15 protein-coding genes and 2 pseudogenes are annotated in these 17,525 nt (G+C 35.4%); 14 read left to right on the forward strand and 3 right to left on the reverse strand.

The features are described 5' to 3' along the window. The first annotated feature begins 500 nt into the window (after positions 1-500). The 7 genes and pseudogenes from GI584_RS01485 (at position 501) to GI584_RS01515 (ending at position 5,730) form a co-directional block, all read left to right on the forward strand. Entirely contained in the window at positions 501-1,487 is a 987-nt protein-coding gene (locus tag GI584_RS01485; RefSeq protein ID WP_153789987.1) for an RNA polymerase sigma factor, read from the forward strand. A 29-nt stretch (positions 1,488-1,516) separates the two neighbouring features. Next, on the forward strand, positions 1,517-3,112 hold the full coding sequence (locus tag GI584_RS01490; RefSeq protein ID WP_153789988.1) for an MFS transporter: 1,596 nt from the start codon (positions 1,517-1,519) through the stop codon (positions 3,110-3,112). Positions 3,113-3,186: 74 nt separating this feature from the next. Continuing rightward, the gene (locus tag GI584_RS01495) at positions 3,187-3,477 is read left to right on the forward strand and encodes a putative quinol monooxygenase (RefSeq protein ID WP_153789989.1); all 291 of its coding nucleotides are present in this window, start codon (positions 3,187-3,189) and stop codon (positions 3,475-3,477) included. A 406-nt stretch (positions 3,478-3,883) separates the two neighbouring features. Further along, positions 3,884-4,204 carry an ArsR/SmtB family transcription factor gene (locus GI584_RS01500; protein WP_100362355.1) on the forward strand — a complete coding sequence of 107 codons (321 nt, stop codon included), beginning with the start codon at positions 3,884-3,886 and terminating at the stop codon, positions 4,202-4,204. 3 nt (positions 4,205-4,207) lie between these two features. Beyond that, a pseudogene (locus GI584_RS24195) lies at positions 4,208-4,576 on the forward strand (SRPBCC family protein); the annotation flags it as partial. Between the two features lie 45 nt (positions 4,577-4,621). After that, complete coding sequence (locus GI584_RS01510; protein ID WP_153792880.1) at positions 4,622-4,993, forward strand: iron chaperone; 372 nt, start codon at positions 4,622-4,624, stop codon at positions 4,991-4,993. 29 nt (positions 4,994-5,022) lie between these two features. Beyond that, positions 5,023-5,730 (forward strand): FAD-dependent oxidoreductase, encoded by a 708-nt coding sequence (locus GI584_RS01515; protein ID WP_153789990.1) that lies wholly within the window; start codon positions 5,023-5,025, stop codon positions 5,728-5,730. Between the two features lie 59 nt (positions 5,731-5,789). Here the strand turns inward: GI584_RS01515 and GI584_RS01520 are convergent, their stop codons facing one another. Next, complete coding sequence (locus GI584_RS01520) at positions 5,790-6,737, reverse strand: Gfo/Idh/MocA family protein (RefSeq protein ID WP_153789991.1); 948 nt, start codon at positions 6,735-6,737, stop codon at positions 5,790-5,792. A gap of 95 nt (positions 6,738-6,832) precedes the next feature. Here GI584_RS01520 and GI584_RS01525 point away from each other — a divergent pair, with 95 nt between their 5' ends. The 5 genes and pseudogenes from GI584_RS01525 (at position 6,833) to GI584_RS01545 (ending at position 12,682) form a co-directional block, all read left to right on the forward strand. Further along, positions 6,833-7,807: a helix-turn-helix transcriptional regulator gene (locus GI584_RS01525; protein WP_194842095.1), complete on the forward strand. Its 975-nt coding sequence runs from the start codon at positions 6,833-6,835 to the stop codon at positions 7,805-7,807. A 100-nt stretch (positions 7,808-7,907) separates the two neighbouring features. Next, the gene (locus tag GI584_RS01530) at positions 7,908-8,447 is read left to right on the forward strand and encodes a GNAT family N-acetyltransferase (RefSeq protein WP_407647384.1); all 540 of its coding nucleotides are present in this window, start codon (positions 7,908-7,910) and stop codon (positions 8,445-8,447) included. A gap of 200 nt (positions 8,448-8,647) precedes the next feature. Continuing rightward, positions 8,648-9,688: a serine hydrolase domain-containing protein gene (locus GI584_RS01535; RefSeq protein ID WP_153789993.1), complete on the forward strand. Its 1,041-nt coding sequence runs from the start codon at positions 8,648-8,650 to the stop codon at positions 9,686-9,688. Positions 9,689-10,303: 615 nt separating this feature from the next. Next, positions 10,304-12,205 carry an endonuclease MutS2 gene (locus GI584_RS01540; protein WP_153789994.1) on the forward strand — a complete coding sequence of 634 codons (1,902 nt, stop codon included), beginning with the start codon at positions 10,304-10,306 and terminating at the stop codon, positions 12,203-12,205. A 6-nt stretch (positions 12,206-12,211) separates the two neighbouring features. Then, positions 12,212-12,682, forward strand: a pseudogene (locus GI584_RS01545) (GNAT family N-acetyltransferase). 125 nt (positions 12,683-12,807) lie between these two features. Here the strand turns inward: GI584_RS01545 and GI584_RS01550 are convergent. Both GI584_RS01550 and GI584_RS01555 read right to left on the reverse strand, forming a co-directional pair. Further along, positions 12,808-14,565: a sensor histidine kinase gene (locus tag GI584_RS01550; RefSeq protein WP_153789995.1), complete on the reverse strand. Its 1,758-nt coding sequence runs from the start codon at positions 14,563-14,565 to the stop codon at positions 12,808-12,810. Beyond that, positions 14,562-15,311, reverse strand: a complete 750-nt coding sequence (locus GI584_RS01555; RefSeq protein ID WP_153789996.1) for a response regulator transcription factor — start codon at positions 15,309-15,311, stop codon at positions 14,562-14,564. The genes GI584_RS01550 and GI584_RS01555 overlap by 4 nt, the downstream gene beginning before the upstream one ends. A gap of 215 nt (positions 15,312-15,526) precedes the next feature. Here GI584_RS01555 and GI584_RS01560 point away from each other — a divergent pair, with 215 nt between their 5' ends. Together GI584_RS01560 and GI584_RS01565 are read left to right on the forward strand one after the other, a co-directional pair. Then, positions 15,527-16,159 carry a YesL family protein gene (locus tag GI584_RS01560; RefSeq protein ID WP_153789997.1) on the forward strand — a complete coding sequence of 211 codons (633 nt, stop codon included), beginning with the start codon at positions 15,527-15,529 and terminating at the stop codon, positions 16,157-16,159. A gap of 35 nt (positions 16,160-16,194) precedes the next feature. Then, the gene (locus tag GI584_RS01565; protein WP_194842096.1) at positions 16,195-17,505 is read left to right on the forward strand and encodes an ABC transporter substrate-binding protein; all 1,311 of its coding nucleotides are present in this window, start codon (positions 16,195-16,197) and stop codon (positions 17,503-17,505) included. The last annotated feature ends 20 nt before the right edge of the window (positions 17,506-17,525 follow it).

Below are 17,525 nucleotides of genomic sequence, written 5' to 3' on the forward strand. Positions count from 1 at the left end.
GTAGCCGCTGAAAGATACATTTGGGTATTTTAAATAATAGGAGGAGCATTGTAACATGATTGGATATTACCCTCACCCATATAAAGATGAGCTTTATCACTAAGTAATTTTCTCATCCAGATCTAAGAAATCAGGAAAAAAGATCTCAAATGGATTCAAAGTCAACTGCAGCAATGGATTACCGGTTTGCCAAGTTATCCGAGCATACTTGCCTTTTTTTAGGTGCGAGAGTGGAGTTATATTTATCTGATTTCAAATTCTTTGCCGATTGACTTGAATTTTGCAAGATAAAGTTGCTATCAACTCTGATAATATCGAGCAAGTGATAAGAAACTATTACTTTGGGAGTTTGTTATATTAGAAATATAGCCTCACTCTAACTTACTTAAGGTGAACCAACCGCTGGCATTTTAAAAACTTGACCGTATGAAATTTATTGTGAAACACGTCTTTATATATAGCAACACCAAAAAATTTAAAAAGAAAGGAGAGCTGGCACGTTGCACTTACATGATATAGGAATTGAAGCAAGAAAATTATACGCATCTTTTATCCAATCCGTAGATGAGTTTCGCCCCGCTTTATGGCGGTATTGCTTGCATTTGACATCTAATGTTTGGGATGCTGAAGACCTAATGCAAGAAACGTTGATGAAGACATTCGTTTCATTAGGACAAATCAGACATCCCTTCATACCAAAATCATACTTATTTCGCATTGCCTCCAATACTTGGATCGACCAACGCAGAAAAATTCAACCGATCGAAACGAATCATTTCCCTGAAAGCATTGAAATGAAGGATCCCCAACATGATTATAGCCTACATGTACTGGAGGGGATTGAAATTTTAATTAGCTCCCTAACACCGCGACATGTTGTAGTCGTGTTATTGAGTGATGTGTTTGATTTCTCTGCTCAGGAGGTAGCCGATATGCTGCAAACAACTGAAGGGGCGGTGCATGCGATGCTTTCAAGAGCAAGAGCTAATCTGAAATCCAATGACCCAGATGGACATACGAGAAAGAGAAAAAGTTCATCCATGACAGAGAGAAACTTACCTCTTCTTTCTCAATACGTACAGGCATTTCATCTTAAAGATACAGCAATGCTAATGGATTTATATGCCCAGCATGGCGAAATTCAATTTTTGAACACGGGCATTGTCCGAGGTCGGAATTCGATTGAATCGACCATGAATTGGTCGTCCTATCCGGAATCGTTTCACACGGAATGGAGATGGTTGTGGGGAGAGCCGGTTGTACTGTTTATTGCCGATAGAGGAAATCGCCAAACCCTGTGGCGAGCACAAATTCTAGATTTTGAAGAAGGAAAAGTTGTAAAAGATAAAAACTACTTTTTCTGCAGGGAAGTCATGTTGGAGATCGCTGAATATCTTCAATTGCCAATTGATCCAGATACTCAAGCTCATTATGAACAACCATGGAAATATTCAGTTTCATGCCCCATCGGGATCAATTCGAAATAAAATGATAGAGTAGAGAGGTGGAGATACGATTGACTGATGAAAAGAAATCAGCTTTATCAACAGAAGTACCGAGAAAAGCCGGAGGAAGAGAATGGATAGGGCTGGCAGTCTTGGCTTTGCCTACTTTGCTGTTATCCATCGATTTAAGTGTTCTTCATTTGGCTTTGCCATATTTAAGCGCGGACCTTGGTGCGGATAGCACTCAACTATTGTGGATCACAGATATCTACGGGTTTATGATTGCAGGATTATTGATAACAATGGGTACTTTAGGCGACCACATCGGTCGTCGAAAACTATTGATGATTGGTGGTGCGGTATTTGGCATCGCTTCAGTACTGGCAGCTTATTCCACGAGTCCTGAAATGCTAATAACCACTCGGGCACTGATGGGGATAGCTGGAGCCACACTCATGCCGTCAACTTTGGCTTTAATTACTAACATGTTTGGTGAACCAAGGCAGAGGGGGGTGGCCATTGCCGTATGGATGAGCTGTTTTATGGGAGGGATGGCATTCGGACCGGTGATCGGAGGCGCGTTCATAGAGTGGTTCTGGTGGGGGGCGGTATTCCTGCTGGGGGTGCCGGTGATGCTTCTTCTTTTGATAACCGCCCCTATCCTGCTGCCTGAGTTCCGCAATACTGAGGCCGGCAAACTGGATCTGATAAGTGTAGCTCTGTTGCTTGCGACGATCTTACCCATTATTTATGGTTTCAAAGAACTGGCGCGACATGGCTGGCAGGGCGGGACGATTGCCGTTGCTATAGTAGGAGTGTGTTTCGGCGTATTATTCTGTTACCGACAATTCAGGCTTACCCATCCGCTTTTGGACCTGCACCTATTTGGTAATCGCACATTTAGTAGCGCATTGGTCATCTCAATGCTCGTTGGGGCGGTTCAGGGCGGAATTCTTTTTCTAATCAATCTGCATCTGCAATTGGTAGAAGGCCTTTCACCACTGATAGCGGGGCTCTGGCTCGTACCTTCCTCTCTCGCAATGATTGCTGCTACGATGCTGGCCCCGTTTCTAGCAAAACGGATACGTCCGGCTTATGTCATCGCAGCTGGACTCTTGTTCTCAGCGATAGGGTACCAGATCCTGTACCAGTTGGAAAGTACCGGGAGCCTGACGGTTGCTATCATGGGTATCGTCATGGTGATGATGGGGGTAGGACCAATGGGGGCTTTGGCGACAGATTTGATTGTTGGATCCGCTCCACCTGAGAAGGCCGGAGCAGCAGCGGCTGTATCAGAGAGCGGGGCCGAATTTGGAATTGCCTTGGGAATCGCCGCCTTAGGCAGTCTAGGTACAGCCATTTACCGCCGACAAGTACTTATTCCAGAGGGTGTACCGATCGAGTCTGCTGAGTCTGCCAGTGAGAGCATTATAGGAGCAGTGTCCACTGCTGAACAACTATATGCTCCTTTGGGAACTGAGTTACTTGGCTCAGCCCGTGAAGCATTCACTACCGGACTGAATGCCTCCGCTCTTCTCAGCACTGTTCTATTTATCGCCCTTGCCTTGGCTTCAGTCATTTTACTTAGACACGTTCGTCCGAGTGATGAAAGTTTGAATGTTCAGACCAACGAACCTCAGAATACTGAATGGGGACAAAGTAACTAAGCATATTTTTAAATCCATTGAGCGTGATATGTCTAAAGGAAGGCACTAGATCTAAATAAGGAGGTCGTAACACTATGATTATGATAGCTGGAAAATTATACGTCGCCCCGGAGTATCGGGCAAAATACCTTGAGAGTTTGGAAGAGTTTATTCGCCACACTCGTTCCAAGAAAGGATGTCTAGACTTTATCCTTGCAGCTGATCCAATTGAAGCGGGCCGTGTAAATCTGCTCGAACAATGGGAAAAGGAGGAAGATCTTAAACAACATCAAGCGACGGCAAACCCGCCAGAACCTGTGACCCCTATTATTAGCGAAGATGTAAAGAAATACGAAATCAGCAAGTCAGGTCCGGTATTTCCGTGATCATGACATAAGTCGTTGCGGACATACCTACAAACATGGAAGGGAATGATTCGACTTGTTTTCGGTTCATTCCTACCTATCTTCCCCAAATCAAACTTAAAAATGGTAGTACACAACTTGGAGCAAAATATTACCATATGTTATGCAATATAATTACAGTTTCGAATCAAACATTTACTCGAACCGACCTGATTTTTCTCTGAGGATATCGGTTCTTTTTTTTGGTTTCAAGCACCAACATCTGCTACTTTATCTCGCCTTTTCTCCTGCCCTCAAACTCATTCAAACGCCCCCATCTGCTTAACATAGAATCTTAATACCATTTATTAATAAAAATTGACTTGACACGTTTTAATGTCATATAATAAAAAGACACCATTTGGTATCATAATAGGAGGAAAGGGTTATGGAAAAAGCTGACGAAAAACGAGATGTTTTTGTAGCCATTGCAGATCCAACAAGGCGTAAATTAATAAGCATATTGGCAGGTAAGGATGAGTTGCCTCTCCATGAATTAACTCCTCACTTTCAAATGGGGCGTACAGCAGTATCGAAACATTTGATGATTCTCAGGGAAGCTAATTTAGTAAAGAACCGTAAATCAGGTAGAGAAACCAAGTACCGACTAAATCCAGAACCTTTGCAGGAAGTAAAGGATTGGCTTTCCTTCTATGAACAGTTCTGGAATGAACGAGCGGCAATACTAAAAAATATATTGGAGGAATAAAGAATGCCAAATTTATCGTTAGATTTTCAGTTTAAAAGCCCCATTAACAAAGTGTGGAAAGCATTAACTAATTCCGATACACTTGCACAATGGGTGATGGAAAATAACTTTAAACCCATTGTGGGAGATAAGTGTCAGTTTTGGAATAAAGAAATTGATTTAGTAGTGGATTGTGAAGTGTTAGTTGTAGATGAACCGTATACTTTATCCTATACATGGGTAGGTGGACCAATCGATACGACCGTAACGTGGACATTAACAGAAGACGGGGAAACAACACATTTACATCTAGATCACACTGGATTTGAAGCAAAAGGACAAGCATATAACGGTGCAAAATATGGTTGGGCATATAAAGTAGAAGAACTTCAAAAAGTGTTAGAAGAAAAATCAGCATATGACAAAGGAAGTCATAACATGGCGGCTTTCACTGAATTTTTACAAGGAATAGATCATGAAGCACATAGGGACAGAACGGAACAAATATTCAACTGGATTACCGAAAAACATCCAAAATTAGAAACAGAAATCAAATGGAATCAACCGATGTTTACTGATCATGGTACGTTTATCATTGGATTTAGTGTATCAAAAAAACATTTATCAGTTGCCCCTGAACATGTGGCAATTCAATATGTAGAAGAGGACATTCAAAAAGCTGGTTACGATTATACAAAAGAGATTATTCGTATCCCGTGGAATCGTGAAGTAGATTATGAACTATTGGAGAAAATAATTGATTTTAATATTTGGGACAAAGCAAATTGTACGACTTTTTGGAGAAAGTAATCTGACTTTATTACAAAGGAGTGAATAAGATGGCGTTCTTTCAAGATATATTTTCCATCTTTCAAAAAAAAGATTTGCCTTTTATCGAAAGTTTTCAAGAAGCAGAAGGTGTCTATACGTTTCGCTTTGAAAAATCAGAGGACGTAACTTGGAAGGCAGGTCAACACGGTTTATTTACGATCACACATCAGAAAATCAAAAATCATACCCGTCCATTTACAATCGCATCGGCACCTGAGGAAAATGTGATTCAAATAACGATGAAAATTAGTGATAATCCGAGTGAATTTAAAAAAGCGATGTTATCCTTAACAAAAGTTGATACGATTAAAATGGCCGGGCCTATTGGATCATTTTACTTAAAAGAGGATAGCCCTACAATGCTAATAGCAGGAGGGATTGGCATTACGCCATTTCGGTCCATCATACAACAAATTGAAGCAGAAGGTAATAGTAATAATAAACAAATTCAATTAATGTATTTGGATAGCAATAAATCTTATATTTTTCAGGATGAATTGGATCAAATTGCTAAAGAAACTTCCGTTAATGTAACATATCTTCATGAAAGAGATCATTTAAACAAGGAATTGGACAAGTGTATCAGTTCATACTCGAATGATGGTCATTTCTTCGTTGCAGGACCAAAATCAATGGTAGATGCAACAACCACCTATTTACAAACACAGAAGGTACCTAAGCGAAATATTAAAAAAGATGTTATGTTTGGGTATTAGTATCATGTCAACAACTCGTAAATTTAGTCATGAGTTGTTGACACTTGTTAAATTATTAACTAGGAAAGTCCTTCTCCATTCAATATTTGTTCCTTAATTTTAATTGACAGCCCCAATGATTTTATTGCTGCTGTTAGACTTAACCTAGTAGGAATATCTTTTTTACAACATTCTATGACATGTTTGATAGATTCTTCATAACAGTTTTGATTTACAATATCAATTTGTTCTATACGTTGATCGGCATATAGTTTAAAAGAGGTTTCTACTGAATCTTTATATCCATCTTCATTATATGTAATCATTCCACTTTCAAATATGGCATCATAACCAACTGTAAATGGATGACCAAATGGCATCATAGAGGAACCTTCAACACTTACTATACCATCGGAATATTTTAATAAAGCATTTACATGGGATTGTCCTTGTTTTCCGTTTGCGCCTTGAGAAAATATACAGTTCGGCTTACCCAATAGCCATGTAACGACATCAAAGTCATGGATCATTAAATCGGTAGTAATTTTATTTAGACTTAAATCCCCCCATAACGGAGGAGTTTTTCTTTTAATATGTAATGCCTTTAATTTACCTAATTTCTCTATTTGCATTACTTTGTAAAGATACTCATAAGGCTGCTCATGTTTGATAAATTGGTTAACAAAAACCTTTCTCCCATATTGATTCTCTGCTAATTGCATCGCATTCGCATCTTCAATCGTTAACGCAAAAGGTGTCTCACAAAAAACATCTTTGTCGTTTTTCAAAGCTTCAATCACATACTTTTTATGCAACGAACTTGGCAGACAAATATCAACTAAATCAATATCTGGATTTTTAAGGATAACATTAACATCATCAGTAATTGCTACATCGAGGTCTTCTTTAATCCGAGTTAATTTTCCCATATCTCTACCAAAAATTGTGATAGAATTGATATTATTAAGTTTTTTATATAATTCGGCATGGTAGACACCAAAACCAGTTCCCAAAATTCCTATATTCATTTAAATCTCCCTTTCATCATGTAATATCAAAAGTATAGCAACCTATTTATGACAACATAGTGTCATAAATATTTCTAAAAATGAGGTGTGATTATATGAGGGTTCATCGCTTAATTTCAATTCTCTTATTGGTTGAATCAAGGGGATCTATTAAAGCTAACGAATTGGCATCAAATCTAGAAGTTTCTGTACGAACCATTTATAGAGATATTGACACATTATGTGAAGCGGGTGTTCCGTTAGTAACAACTACAGGACCTAAAGGAGGAGTAAAACTTATGGATGGATATTCAACAGGAATCAAAAACCTTCATGAAGAGGATTTTATAAACCTGTATCTCAGCGGAATTGGAATACAACCTGTAAAAGAAAGTGACATGTCCATTAAACTAAATAATACTCTATTAAAATTGCAGAAAAATGTACCTGTAGAACTAGGTGATAATTTCGATACAATAAGAAACAGATTTCATTTTGATGAAAGCCCGTGGTGGGGGAGTAGTATCCAACTTGCACATATTGATACACTCTTGTTGTCAGTATTTAAATCGAAAATTCTCACTATCACTTATAAAAAGGTCAGTGGAGCATCTTCTATAAGACGGATACATCCATATGGAATAGTAGTCAAGCGAATGGATTGGTATTTAGTAGCTTATTGTGATAACAGTAAAGGGATTAAAACCTTTAAGTGCGAACGTATTGTAAAGGTGGACAGTTCAAATGAGAACTTTTATATGTCTGATAGATTCTCACTTATAGATTATTGGGATCAGAGTAAACAGGATTTTTTTCATAAATGTGCAGAAAATGAACAATATCCTGTACAAATAAAAATTCAAAAAAAATATGCACAACTATTATCAGAATTTGAAGTGATCAGCATGGTCGAAGAAGAAACAGAATTAACTATAACCATCAATTTATATAGTTATAACCATGCGTTGAGTGTGATTTTAGAAAAGGTTGCATATGTTGAAGTCATTCAGCCTTCAGAATTAAGGGTATCCATTGAACATACTCTTAAAGATGTTTTGCAAAAATACAAGCGGTTTCATTTGGAGTTTTAAGGAACTAAAGCTTTGGGATAAATTAAACTGATGAAGTATTGAGTAGATTGGAGACCAAATTATGGTGAAGTAGGTTGGTATTCATAAAAAGGTGGAGAATATGTATATGATTTCAATTGTTCCGATGAAACTTCAGGACGCTTATAAGATTCGTGATATTGACCGTTCAGAGACGATTGAACTGATTTATCATTGTATTGACGATGAACTTCATGAGAGAAAAATACTAAACGAATGCCCTAATTGGGATGAAGAGCATTACAAGGAGATAATTTCAAGGTATGAATATGAATTAAGAAACGGTGGTACAGCATACGGTGCATATGATAGAGAAAAATTAGTTGGATTCGGTGTTCTTGCACACAAATTCAGGGGCAAAGACAATAACCAACTCCAGCTAGACCTTATGTATGTAACAAGAGAATATCGAAGACAAGGAGTTGGTAGCCGAATTTTTGAAGCCTTAAGCAGAGAAGCAACTAAAAGAGGGGCTAAACAATTGTACATATCAGCTACGGAAACCGAATCGGCAGTTAATTTTTATTCAAGTCGTGGTTCAGCTATTACTCCTGATGTGGACGAAGAGCTTTTTCAAAAAGAGCCAAAAGATATTCATATGATAAAAAATTTATTAGATTAAAGGAAGTATTTGAATACAGCTTAATGCACATGTACTGGAACAAAATCATTCCCTTCTTAATAGTTAATACAAACAAAGATTGTTGCACCAACGGGGTAGTAAGTTAGATCATATCGTTTTAAGTTAAAAACGATATGTGAAGATATTGTACTATCAGGAAAGATTAGCTGGATAGTTAAAAAACATGGAGTGATAGAGGAATGGTTAAAAATCCATCAACTAATCAAATTGGGCAGTGTTTAATAAATAAAAAATCAGAACGATTACATCCTTTATATACATATGTGGAAGATATGAAAAATCAAATCAAAGCATCTGCAAGTGCAGTATACGTAATACAAGAAGATAGAGTTATAGGTGAATGGTATTCTGGGTTTAATCCTTTAACAAAACAGAAAATTGAAGAAGACTCTCGTTTTAATATTTACTCTGCTCGTAAAAGCTATATAGGGTTGGCAGTTGCTATCCTTCTTAATGACGGGAAAATAAATAGTCTGGATGACGAAGTATTAGAGTATGTAGAAGGAATAGATGAGAATATTTACAAAGGTATCACATTGCGCCATCTTGTAACGCATACACATGGTTTAAAATTTATAAATGACAAGTTGATAAGGAGTGCTTCTCCAGGAAGTGAATGGATATACAATGATGCAGGACTGTCACTGTTATATAAAATTATTCTCAGTATTTCTCATCATACGGTGAATGGTATTCTTCAAGATTATGTATTTAATCCTTTAGAGTTTTCAGAAACTGGATGGGAATCAACATATAAAAATAATCTTGTTGCTGATGTCTTCGAATTATCAGAAGAACCAAAAATTCGATTAGATAATGATACTGGATTTGAAAGAAATTTGTATGTAAGTGCGAGAGAGTTTGCTCACTGGGGCTATTTACATTTGAACAAGGGTAATCTTCATGGTAAGCAAGTTTTGCCAAGAAATTTATTTGAATTCACCACTTCCATACAAACACCGAAAGATATGTTTCATACACCTCAAAACGGATTTTTTTGGTTTAAGAATGAAAATGCTTATCTAAATAGTGAAATAGGCGAGGATTTGCCAGCAAAATCTTATCAAATTTTAGGAATATCTGGTTGTGCTTGCTTAGTTATACCAGAATATAAAGTTGTAGCAGTACGTATGTACAATAAGATTGGCGATCCAGCTGAATATGATTATTTAAGAGATATTAAGAATTTTGGAAATTTAGTAAGTTCCTTATGCAACTAACTTTCTTCGTAAAAGAAGAACAAGAAGTTATTAGCTATCATCTTTAGGGATGCTTTAGTAGAAGTTCAACTGTACGAAACTGATTAAACTTTTGATGAAAATGTACAATAAACGAGCAAATATTCGTAAGATATATTAACTTTATTTTTTTATTACAGTATAGTATAATGATAACTGTTAATTAGATTTCAATGAATAAAACAATAAATTAATCAGAGGTGCTTTTTGTGAGTGCAGTAGGTTCTAAATAGGAAAAATTAAATGAAATAAATATGATGACAAAAGGGGATTTTTATAGATTTCATACCCCTAATTTGGTCATGGATTTATTTCAATACCTATGAAGATACCTACTATACTTTATAAAGCGTGTAATAACTATGAGATAGCTATACTTTTTTTAGGTGGCTTATTTCAATGTATATGTTTAGTACACATGCCTTGTAAATGTAAAAAAAGCTGCGGTATCCCCGCAGCTTTTTTATGCTTATTTTTATTATGTAGAATAGTGAAACGAAATACCATAGATGTCATATTTAATTAAACTTCATTGGAATCTAATGGGTAGGTATCTTCATGTATGATACAAATAAATCATAGTGAGGAGCATAGAAATTGAATAAGATGACTTTTGAAAAATTGCAATATAACGAGTTAAAAGAAATAGTTAAATCTTATTGTGTAAGTGGATTAGGGAAAAAAATGTTAGATAAATTGAAACCAAGCTCAAGTATGAAAGTAGTTAAAATTCGTTTAAATGAAACGACTGAGGCACGAGCGATATTAGATGCAGTAGATCATGTGCCATTTTCAGGAGTTTCTAACATTGAAAATATCATTCAAAATCTCGAAAAAGGCATGATTCTAGATCCAAGCGAATTGGTTAGTGTATCGGATTTTTTAAGAGGCTGTAGGAAAATTAAAATGTTCATGCTGGATAAAGAGTTTTTTGCACCAGTACTAGCATCGTATTCAAATTCAATGTCCAAATTTGAAAAAGTGGAAGAAAAGGTTGATTTTTCAATCAAAGGAAATAGTGTTTATTCAGCTGCAAGTAAAGAATTAAGACAAATACGAAGAAGTATTAAATCAGTTGAAGAGAAAATTAAAGAGCGCTTAAATAAATTTTTAAATAGTAGTACCAATAAGAAGTATATTCAAGAATTCTTTATTAGTAAGAAAGACGATCGATATACAATTCCAATTAAAGCTTCATATAAAAATCAAGTTTCAGGAACAATTATTGAAGTTTCTTCTAAAGGGTCAACGGTCTTTATAGAACCGAATACAGTTACAAAATTAAACGGAGAACTCGCAAGACTAAAAGCTGAAGAAGCAATAGAGGAATATCAAATATTAGCTGCTTTATCAGGAATGATCTTAGAGAACATTTATGACATCAAAATTAATCTGGATCTTATTAGCCAATATGATATGGTGTTTGCAAAAGCGAAATTCAGCAAACACATTGAAGGAGTGGAGCCCAAATTAAATGATTTTGGGTATATAAAATTAGTTAGCTGCAAACACCCACTTTTATCAGGAGAAGTTGTACCGCTTAATTTTGAAATCGGTGAAAATTATCGTAGCTTAATAATTACAGGACCAAATGCTGGTGGGAAAACGATTGTTCTCAAAACAATTGGATTATTGACTTTGGCGACAATGTCAGGCTTTCACATTAGTGCAGATAAGGAAACAGAAATTTCAGTTTTTGAGAACATCTTCGTAGATATTGGCGACAATCAAAGTATAGAAAATGCACTAAGTACATTTTCATCTCATATGAAAAACCTTTCGGAAATAATGAGGGTATCCAATAATAATACACTTTTACTATTTGATGAAATAGGGAGTGGTACGGAACCGAATGAAGGATCTGCACTTGCGATTTCTATTTTAGAAGAGTTTTATCATATGGGTTGTATTACAGTTGCGACAACTCACTATGGTGAAATTAAACGCTTTTCAGAAATGCATAACGACTTTATGAATGCAGCAATGCAATTTAATAGTGAGACATTGGAACCAAAGTATAAGTTAATGATAGGAAAATCAGGTGAAAGTAATGCTCTTTGGATTTCTAAAAAAATGAATATACGAGAAAATGTACTACAAAGAGCAAAAGATTATATGGAAAATAAAGAGTATCATTTAGAAAGGGTGAATGAAGGTAAAACAAGGAAGCCTAAGATCGTCAAAGAGAAAACCCAAGAGAAGTATCAATATAAAAAAGGAGATCGTGTGAAATTATTAGACTATGATGACTTTGCAATTGTATATAAAGAGATAGACAATTTCTATAATGTTGTCGTGTTCTATAACGGGGAGTTTATTGAAGTAAATGTTAAGCGACTTTCCTTAGAGGTACAGGCGAAGGAATTATATCCAGTAGGATACAATTTAGAAACATTGTTTGTAGATCACAAAACGCGAAAAATGCAGCATGATATAGAGCGTGGTTCGAAAAAAGCACTTCGCAAAATTCAAAAAGAAATAAGAAAGAACAGAGGTTGAGTTAAAATGAATATTATTATTAGACAAGAATTTCCAAAAGATTATACCATGACAGAAGAAGTTGTAAAACAAGCATTTTTAAATGAACAATATAGTGACAAGACAGACATCAACTTGTAAATCGAATTAGAAAATCAGAGGCATTTATTCCTGAACTTTCATTAGTCGCAATAGATCAAGCCAATCAAATTGTTGGTCACATTCTGTTATCTAAAATTACAATCGTAGATGATGATGAGTTGGAAGTCAATTAATTCATGAGGCATCAAAAAAAGCAAAAGAGCTAGGTTACCTTTCAGTTATTGTTTTAGTCATAAAGACTATTATCCAAAGTTTGGATTTAAACAAGCTCAATTATGGAATATAAAAGCACCATTTAAAGTGCCTAACGAAGTATTTATGGCTCTAGAATTAACTGAGGATTCTCTTGAAACTGTTCAAGGTGTCGTTCATTATCCGAAAGTATTTTCTTCATAAATTTATCTCTTTTGAGCGAGAAGACCCCCACTTCCATCACTTTAAGGTGTGCAGTGATAAGTGGGGGATGAATTTCCCCTCCAGAGGAGAATTATATGCTCAGGGAGTACCACTCTGAAACACGATCAATTCTTGATTGGATGAATGATAGTAATAGAAGTTCCCCATCTTTCCTTACTACGGATGATAAATGTATAGCGACCATTAAATATTAGATCAAGTCGCTTATTAATATTCGCTAAGCCGATATGCTTTGTTGACAATAATTCGGATGGAATACCTTCTCTTAATGTATGCAGATTCTCTTTCGAAATGCCCTTTCCGCTATCAATAACCGTAACATGGATATTTTCTTCCTCTACAGCTTGAATTTTTATTTTAATGGTTAGTTCTTGATTCGATTGATGGTCTACCCCATGTGACAAGCTATTTTCAATAATAGGTTGTAACATGAATTTTAGTACTTGTTTATTCAAAAGCTTTTCGTCGTAATCCCAAATGATTGAAATAGGATGATCCGAACGTATTTTAATAATGTCAATATAATTCTGTGTGTGATGTATTTCCTCAGCTAATGTCACAGTATGTTGCTTGATTCGTAAAGAAAAATGAAGAATATCTGTTAATGTTTCTACCATCTTTGTCACTTTATTTGGTTGTCCTGTTAATGCCATGGCTCGCCAATAGATGATAGTTAATGTATTAGACAAAAAGTGCGGATTAATTTGATTTTGAAGTGCTAACAATTCAGCGGATTGTAGCTGGTACTTGTTTTCTTTTAGTTCCTTTTCTAAATTGCTTTGGGTCACATAATTTTTTAAGATCCTTTGCACAATAAGTTGATATTCGTTGTCTTTAAAGGACAATTTCTTCGTCCACTCTCCATGTTCACTAGTGGTATTTAAGGTAGAGATAATTTTGTGAACGTGTTTTGCGTTTTTTTGTGATAAATAATAAATGGTTGTTGCTCCTAATATCAATGATAATAGGACAAATAATAATGTAAACCATCTTAATTGATTAGGGATAGAATAGATAATGTTGTCTTCAATTACCGAGATATACCGAAGTTGATATTCGTCAGAGAATAGCTGATGGACAATATATGTGTTTCCATCTAACCTTATTGAATAGGCATCTTGTTGATTAGTTAAATCTAATTCAGCAGGATCTATGCTATTGCTCGTTGTATTTTCATATAGTTTCTGCTGGTTTTCGTCTAAGACGAAGATATTTTGATCTTGATAATGATTTAATTCATTTATTAAATCTTTAAAATAGCTTTGGTATATATTTAATACAATAATACCTTCCACATGTTGTGCGCTCGATTTGAAAATATTTTTGTAAATCGATATGACCGGCTCAGGTGATTCAAATGAAAACTCAGAAATGCTTCGTGTTCTCATCCATAACTCTTCCCGCTTAGAGGAATTATCGAACTCTTCCAACCATTCCGTATCATGCATGGAGCTGATGGAAGTAACACCAGCTCTAGATGTGAGTACACGATCTTTATCATTCATATAATAAATATATATGGAATGAATATAAGGGGTTGCTATTTCTTTTCGTCGTAATGTGCCTTCACCGTATTCTAAGTTTCGCTTCTGTTGAAGCGTTAAATACTCAGAGTCTAGTATATTTTGAAGTGATAGGATTATTTCTGGATTCCAATTATAGTCTAAGTGTAATAAGTGCATGTCGTTTAGAACGAGACTTGTTTGTTGGTCTAATTGCTGTAGTAGATTCAGGTTATTGGTTGTAATTGATTCTTTCATATATTTGTCGGTAATAATAATAGCAAATGATCCGAGTATGAATACCGGTATTAAAACAGGAAATAAAAAGAGGACTATGTTTTTAATTAATATTTTATTCATCGTATTTCAGCTTGGTGGTTGCTTGTTTGGCGGTACTCTCTCGGTGTTATGCCATAATATTTCTTAAACGTTCTGGTGAAATTTTTTGGATTGCTATAACCGACAAGATTACTGATTTCATACGTCTTATAGTCAAAGTCATTTAGCATTTGTGACGCTTTTTTCATTCTGATTTCAGTTAAATAAGAGGAAAAATTAGTACCTGTCTTTTCCTTGAAAAAAGTACTTAAATAATTTGGCGACATTTTGCATAGATTAGCTAGATCTCCTAGTGATATGTTAGCATAGTTATTTTCTACATATTTCTTTATGGTATCAATAATATTATCCGAATAATTACCAGTCCCTTTTGTCGAGTGAATGGTTAAGCACGTATCTAATTTCTTCTTCAAATGGGAGAATACCTCTTGCATCTCCTCATATTTACCTGGTTTAACAATATAGTCAACCACCCCAAATTTCATGGCTTCCTTTGCATATTGAAAATCTTGATAACCACTTAAGATAACGGTGTGAATCTGATTATGTTTTTGATAAATCTGTTTCGCAAGACCAAGACCGTCTATCACAGGCATTCGGATATCTGTTAATAAAACATCAATTGGATTATCGGATATATATTCAAGCGCTTTTTTACCATTTTCACAATCATGAATAATTTCAAAGCCTAGATGACTCCACGGAAAATAGTTTTTAAGACCATAACGAATTTCTTTCTCATCATCCACTAGTAAAATTTTGTACACTTTTTCTCTCTCCTCCCAGTCTAAAAAGTATCTATTTCTTCGAAATCCGTAAATAGAGACACCCTTTAATGTAAACGCTTAACTTTTTAGTGGAAATATTAATTGTAACCCCTTTTTTATATGTAAAGTCATAATATACTTAATGTAACGATTTATTATTCATTCATTTTAAAAGATAACAGAAAAAATAACAACTGTAGAAAGGAGGTTAGCTAATGAGTATGGAAAAGTTAACGGATATTGTAAGGATTTTCTGTATTCACCTCTTAAAACTAGTTTATTTAAATATGTTATGGTTCCTTTTTACGATTTTCGGCATTATCCTATTTGGGATCATCCCTGCAACATTGGCGGTTTGTAAAGTGCAACATCATCTATTAACAGAAAAACATGTCCCATCTATAGGTAGACTATTTTGGGAGACGTATAGATCACATTTCTTTAAGGTGAATCAGTTAGCAATTGTACTAGGATCGATTGGTTTCATTATTTATTTTGATATACAGTTTTTTATGGATCAAGAAGGTCTTTGGAGTTACGTCGTTAGTGTATGTTTTTATATTATTTCTGTTTGGTTCATGATTACGTTGTTGTATATTTTCCCAACTTATTTACATTATCAACTAAGTCTTTTCGGTTATATTAAATATTCTTTTATTGTAGGTATGTTAAATCCTATCAAAACAATTGGCTTTTCAATAGCGATTGTCGGTGTGGTATATCTGTCATTAGCATTCCCACAGCTATTATTCTCAATAGGAATAAGCTTAACATTATTTATTGTCATGATTATCGGGAATCATGCTATCGATAATATTCATGTATTGAAAGAGAGTTTCAGTAATTAAACGATAAAAAATTTATGAAAAAGGGGAGAATTCACATGACAAAAAAATGGCATTATTTATTTTTTGTTTTTGTTATGACTGGTTTATTAGTCGCATGTAGTTCGAGTGATTCTGCGTCTGAAACAGATGGAGATAGTAGTAATAAAGTAGAATTACGAATGCTCTGGTGGGGGTCACAAGATAGGCATGATCGTACGTTAGAAGTAATTGATTTATACATGGAAGAAAATCCACATGTAACGATTTCTGCAGAATTTACTGGTTGGGATGGTTATTGGGAGAAGATGGCAACACAAGCTGCTGGTGGCAACTTACCTGATATCGTCCAAATGGATTATAAATATTTAGCGGAATATGCTGGGAAAGGATTGTTAGCAGATTTAAACCCATACGTAGAAAGTGATGCGCTCGATTTAAGTGATGTGGAAGATACGTATATTGATGGTGGAATCATTGATGATAAGTTATATGCAGTGAATATTGGTGCCAACGCACATGCGATTGTGGTAGACAATGCGATGTTTGAAGAAGCAGGCATAGATCCACTAGAGCCAGGCTATACATGGGAAGAATTGAAAGAAAAGGCAAAAGAGCTTTCTGATAACTTAGGTGATAATGTGTATGGTGTCCATCCGGGTGCAGGCGTCATGGGATTTAAACATTATTTAAGACAACATGATCAATGGTTATACAGTGAAGATGGAACAGAACTTGGTTATGATGATGATCAATTATTAGTAGATTACTTACAGATTACCGTAGATATGTTGAAATCGGGAGCAGCAGCTCCACCTGATGTGTTTATGACAGCCGGTACAAATGTGGAACAATTTCCGATTGTAAATGAAGAAACAGCGATCGTCATGGATATTCACAGTAATCAAATCACCGCCATTGAATCAGGAGCCGGAAGACCATTAGATTTAATGCTTCAGCCTAGTTTAGAAGGTGGCGAACTCGGTCATTATATTAAGCCTGGTCAATTCTTTTCTGTAGCGGAAAGTTCAGAACAACAAGAAGAAGCTGCAAAATTTATTAGTTTCTTTACTAATAATATTGAAGCAAATGAAATATTAAATGCAGAAAGAGGAGTACCAATCGCAGGAGCGGTTCGTGAACACTTAAAGGAAAATGCATCTGATGCAGGTAGAAAAATGTTTGAGTATGTAGAGTTAGCACAAGAGCACAGTCGTGAAATTGACCCCCCGGATCCACAAGGTTCTACAGAAATTGAATCATTATTTGCAAATGAAGTGCAAGATCCGATTTATTATGGTGAAGTAACTCCTGAAGAAGCAGCCGAGAATTTCAGAAAGAAAGCATCTGAAATATTAGCTAAAGATTAATAAATAAGTATAACAAGAAG

Source organism: Gracilibacillus salitolerans, assembly GCF_009650095.1.
Lineage (GTDB): Bacteria > Bacillota > Bacilli > Bacillales > Amphibacillaceae > Gracilibacillus > Gracilibacillus salitolerans.

Bases quoted from the DNA above. Each gene is read 5' to 3' on its own strand.
- GI584_RS01495 (WP_153789989.1), top strand. From the start codon at position 3,187: ATGATTATGATAGCTGGAAAATTATACGTCGCCCCGGAGTATCGGGCA.
- GI584_RS01500 (WP_100362355.1), top strand. From the start codon at position 3,884: ATGGAAAAAGCTGACGAAAAACGAGATGTTTTTGTAGCCATTGCAGAT.
- GI584_RS01510 (WP_153792880.1), top strand. From the start codon at position 4,622: ATGGCGGCTTTCACTGAATTTTTACAAGGAATAGATCATGAAGCACAT.
- GI584_RS01515 (WP_153789990.1), top strand. From the start codon at position 5,023: ATGGCGTTCTTTCAAGATATATTTTCCATCTTTCAAAAAAAAGATTTG.
- GI584_RS01520 (WP_153789991.1), bottom strand. From the start codon at position 6,737: ATGAATATAGGAATTTTGGGAACTGGTTTTGGTGTCTACCATGCCGAA.
- GI584_RS01525 (WP_194842095.1), top strand. From the start codon at position 6,833: ATGAGGGTTCATCGCTTAATTTCAATTCTCTTATTGGTTGAATCAAGG.
- GI584_RS01530 (WP_407647384.1), top strand. From the start codon at position 7,908: ATGTATATGATTTCAATTGTTCCGATGAAACTTCAGGACGCTTATAAG.
- GI584_RS01535 (WP_153789993.1), top strand. From the start codon at position 8,648: ATGGTTAAAAATCCATCAACTAATCAAATTGGGCAGTGTTTAATAAAT.
- GI584_RS01550 (WP_153789995.1), bottom strand. From the start codon at position 14,565: ATGAATAAAATATTAATTAAAAACATAGTCCTCTTTTTATTTCCTGTT.
- GI584_RS01560 (WP_153789997.1), top strand. From the start codon at position 15,527: ATGAGTATGGAAAAGTTAACGGATATTGTAAGGATTTTCTGTATTCAC.
- GI584_RS01565 (WP_194842096.1), top strand. From the start codon at position 16,195: ATGACAAAAAAATGGCATTATTTATTTTTTGTTTTTGTTATGACTGGT.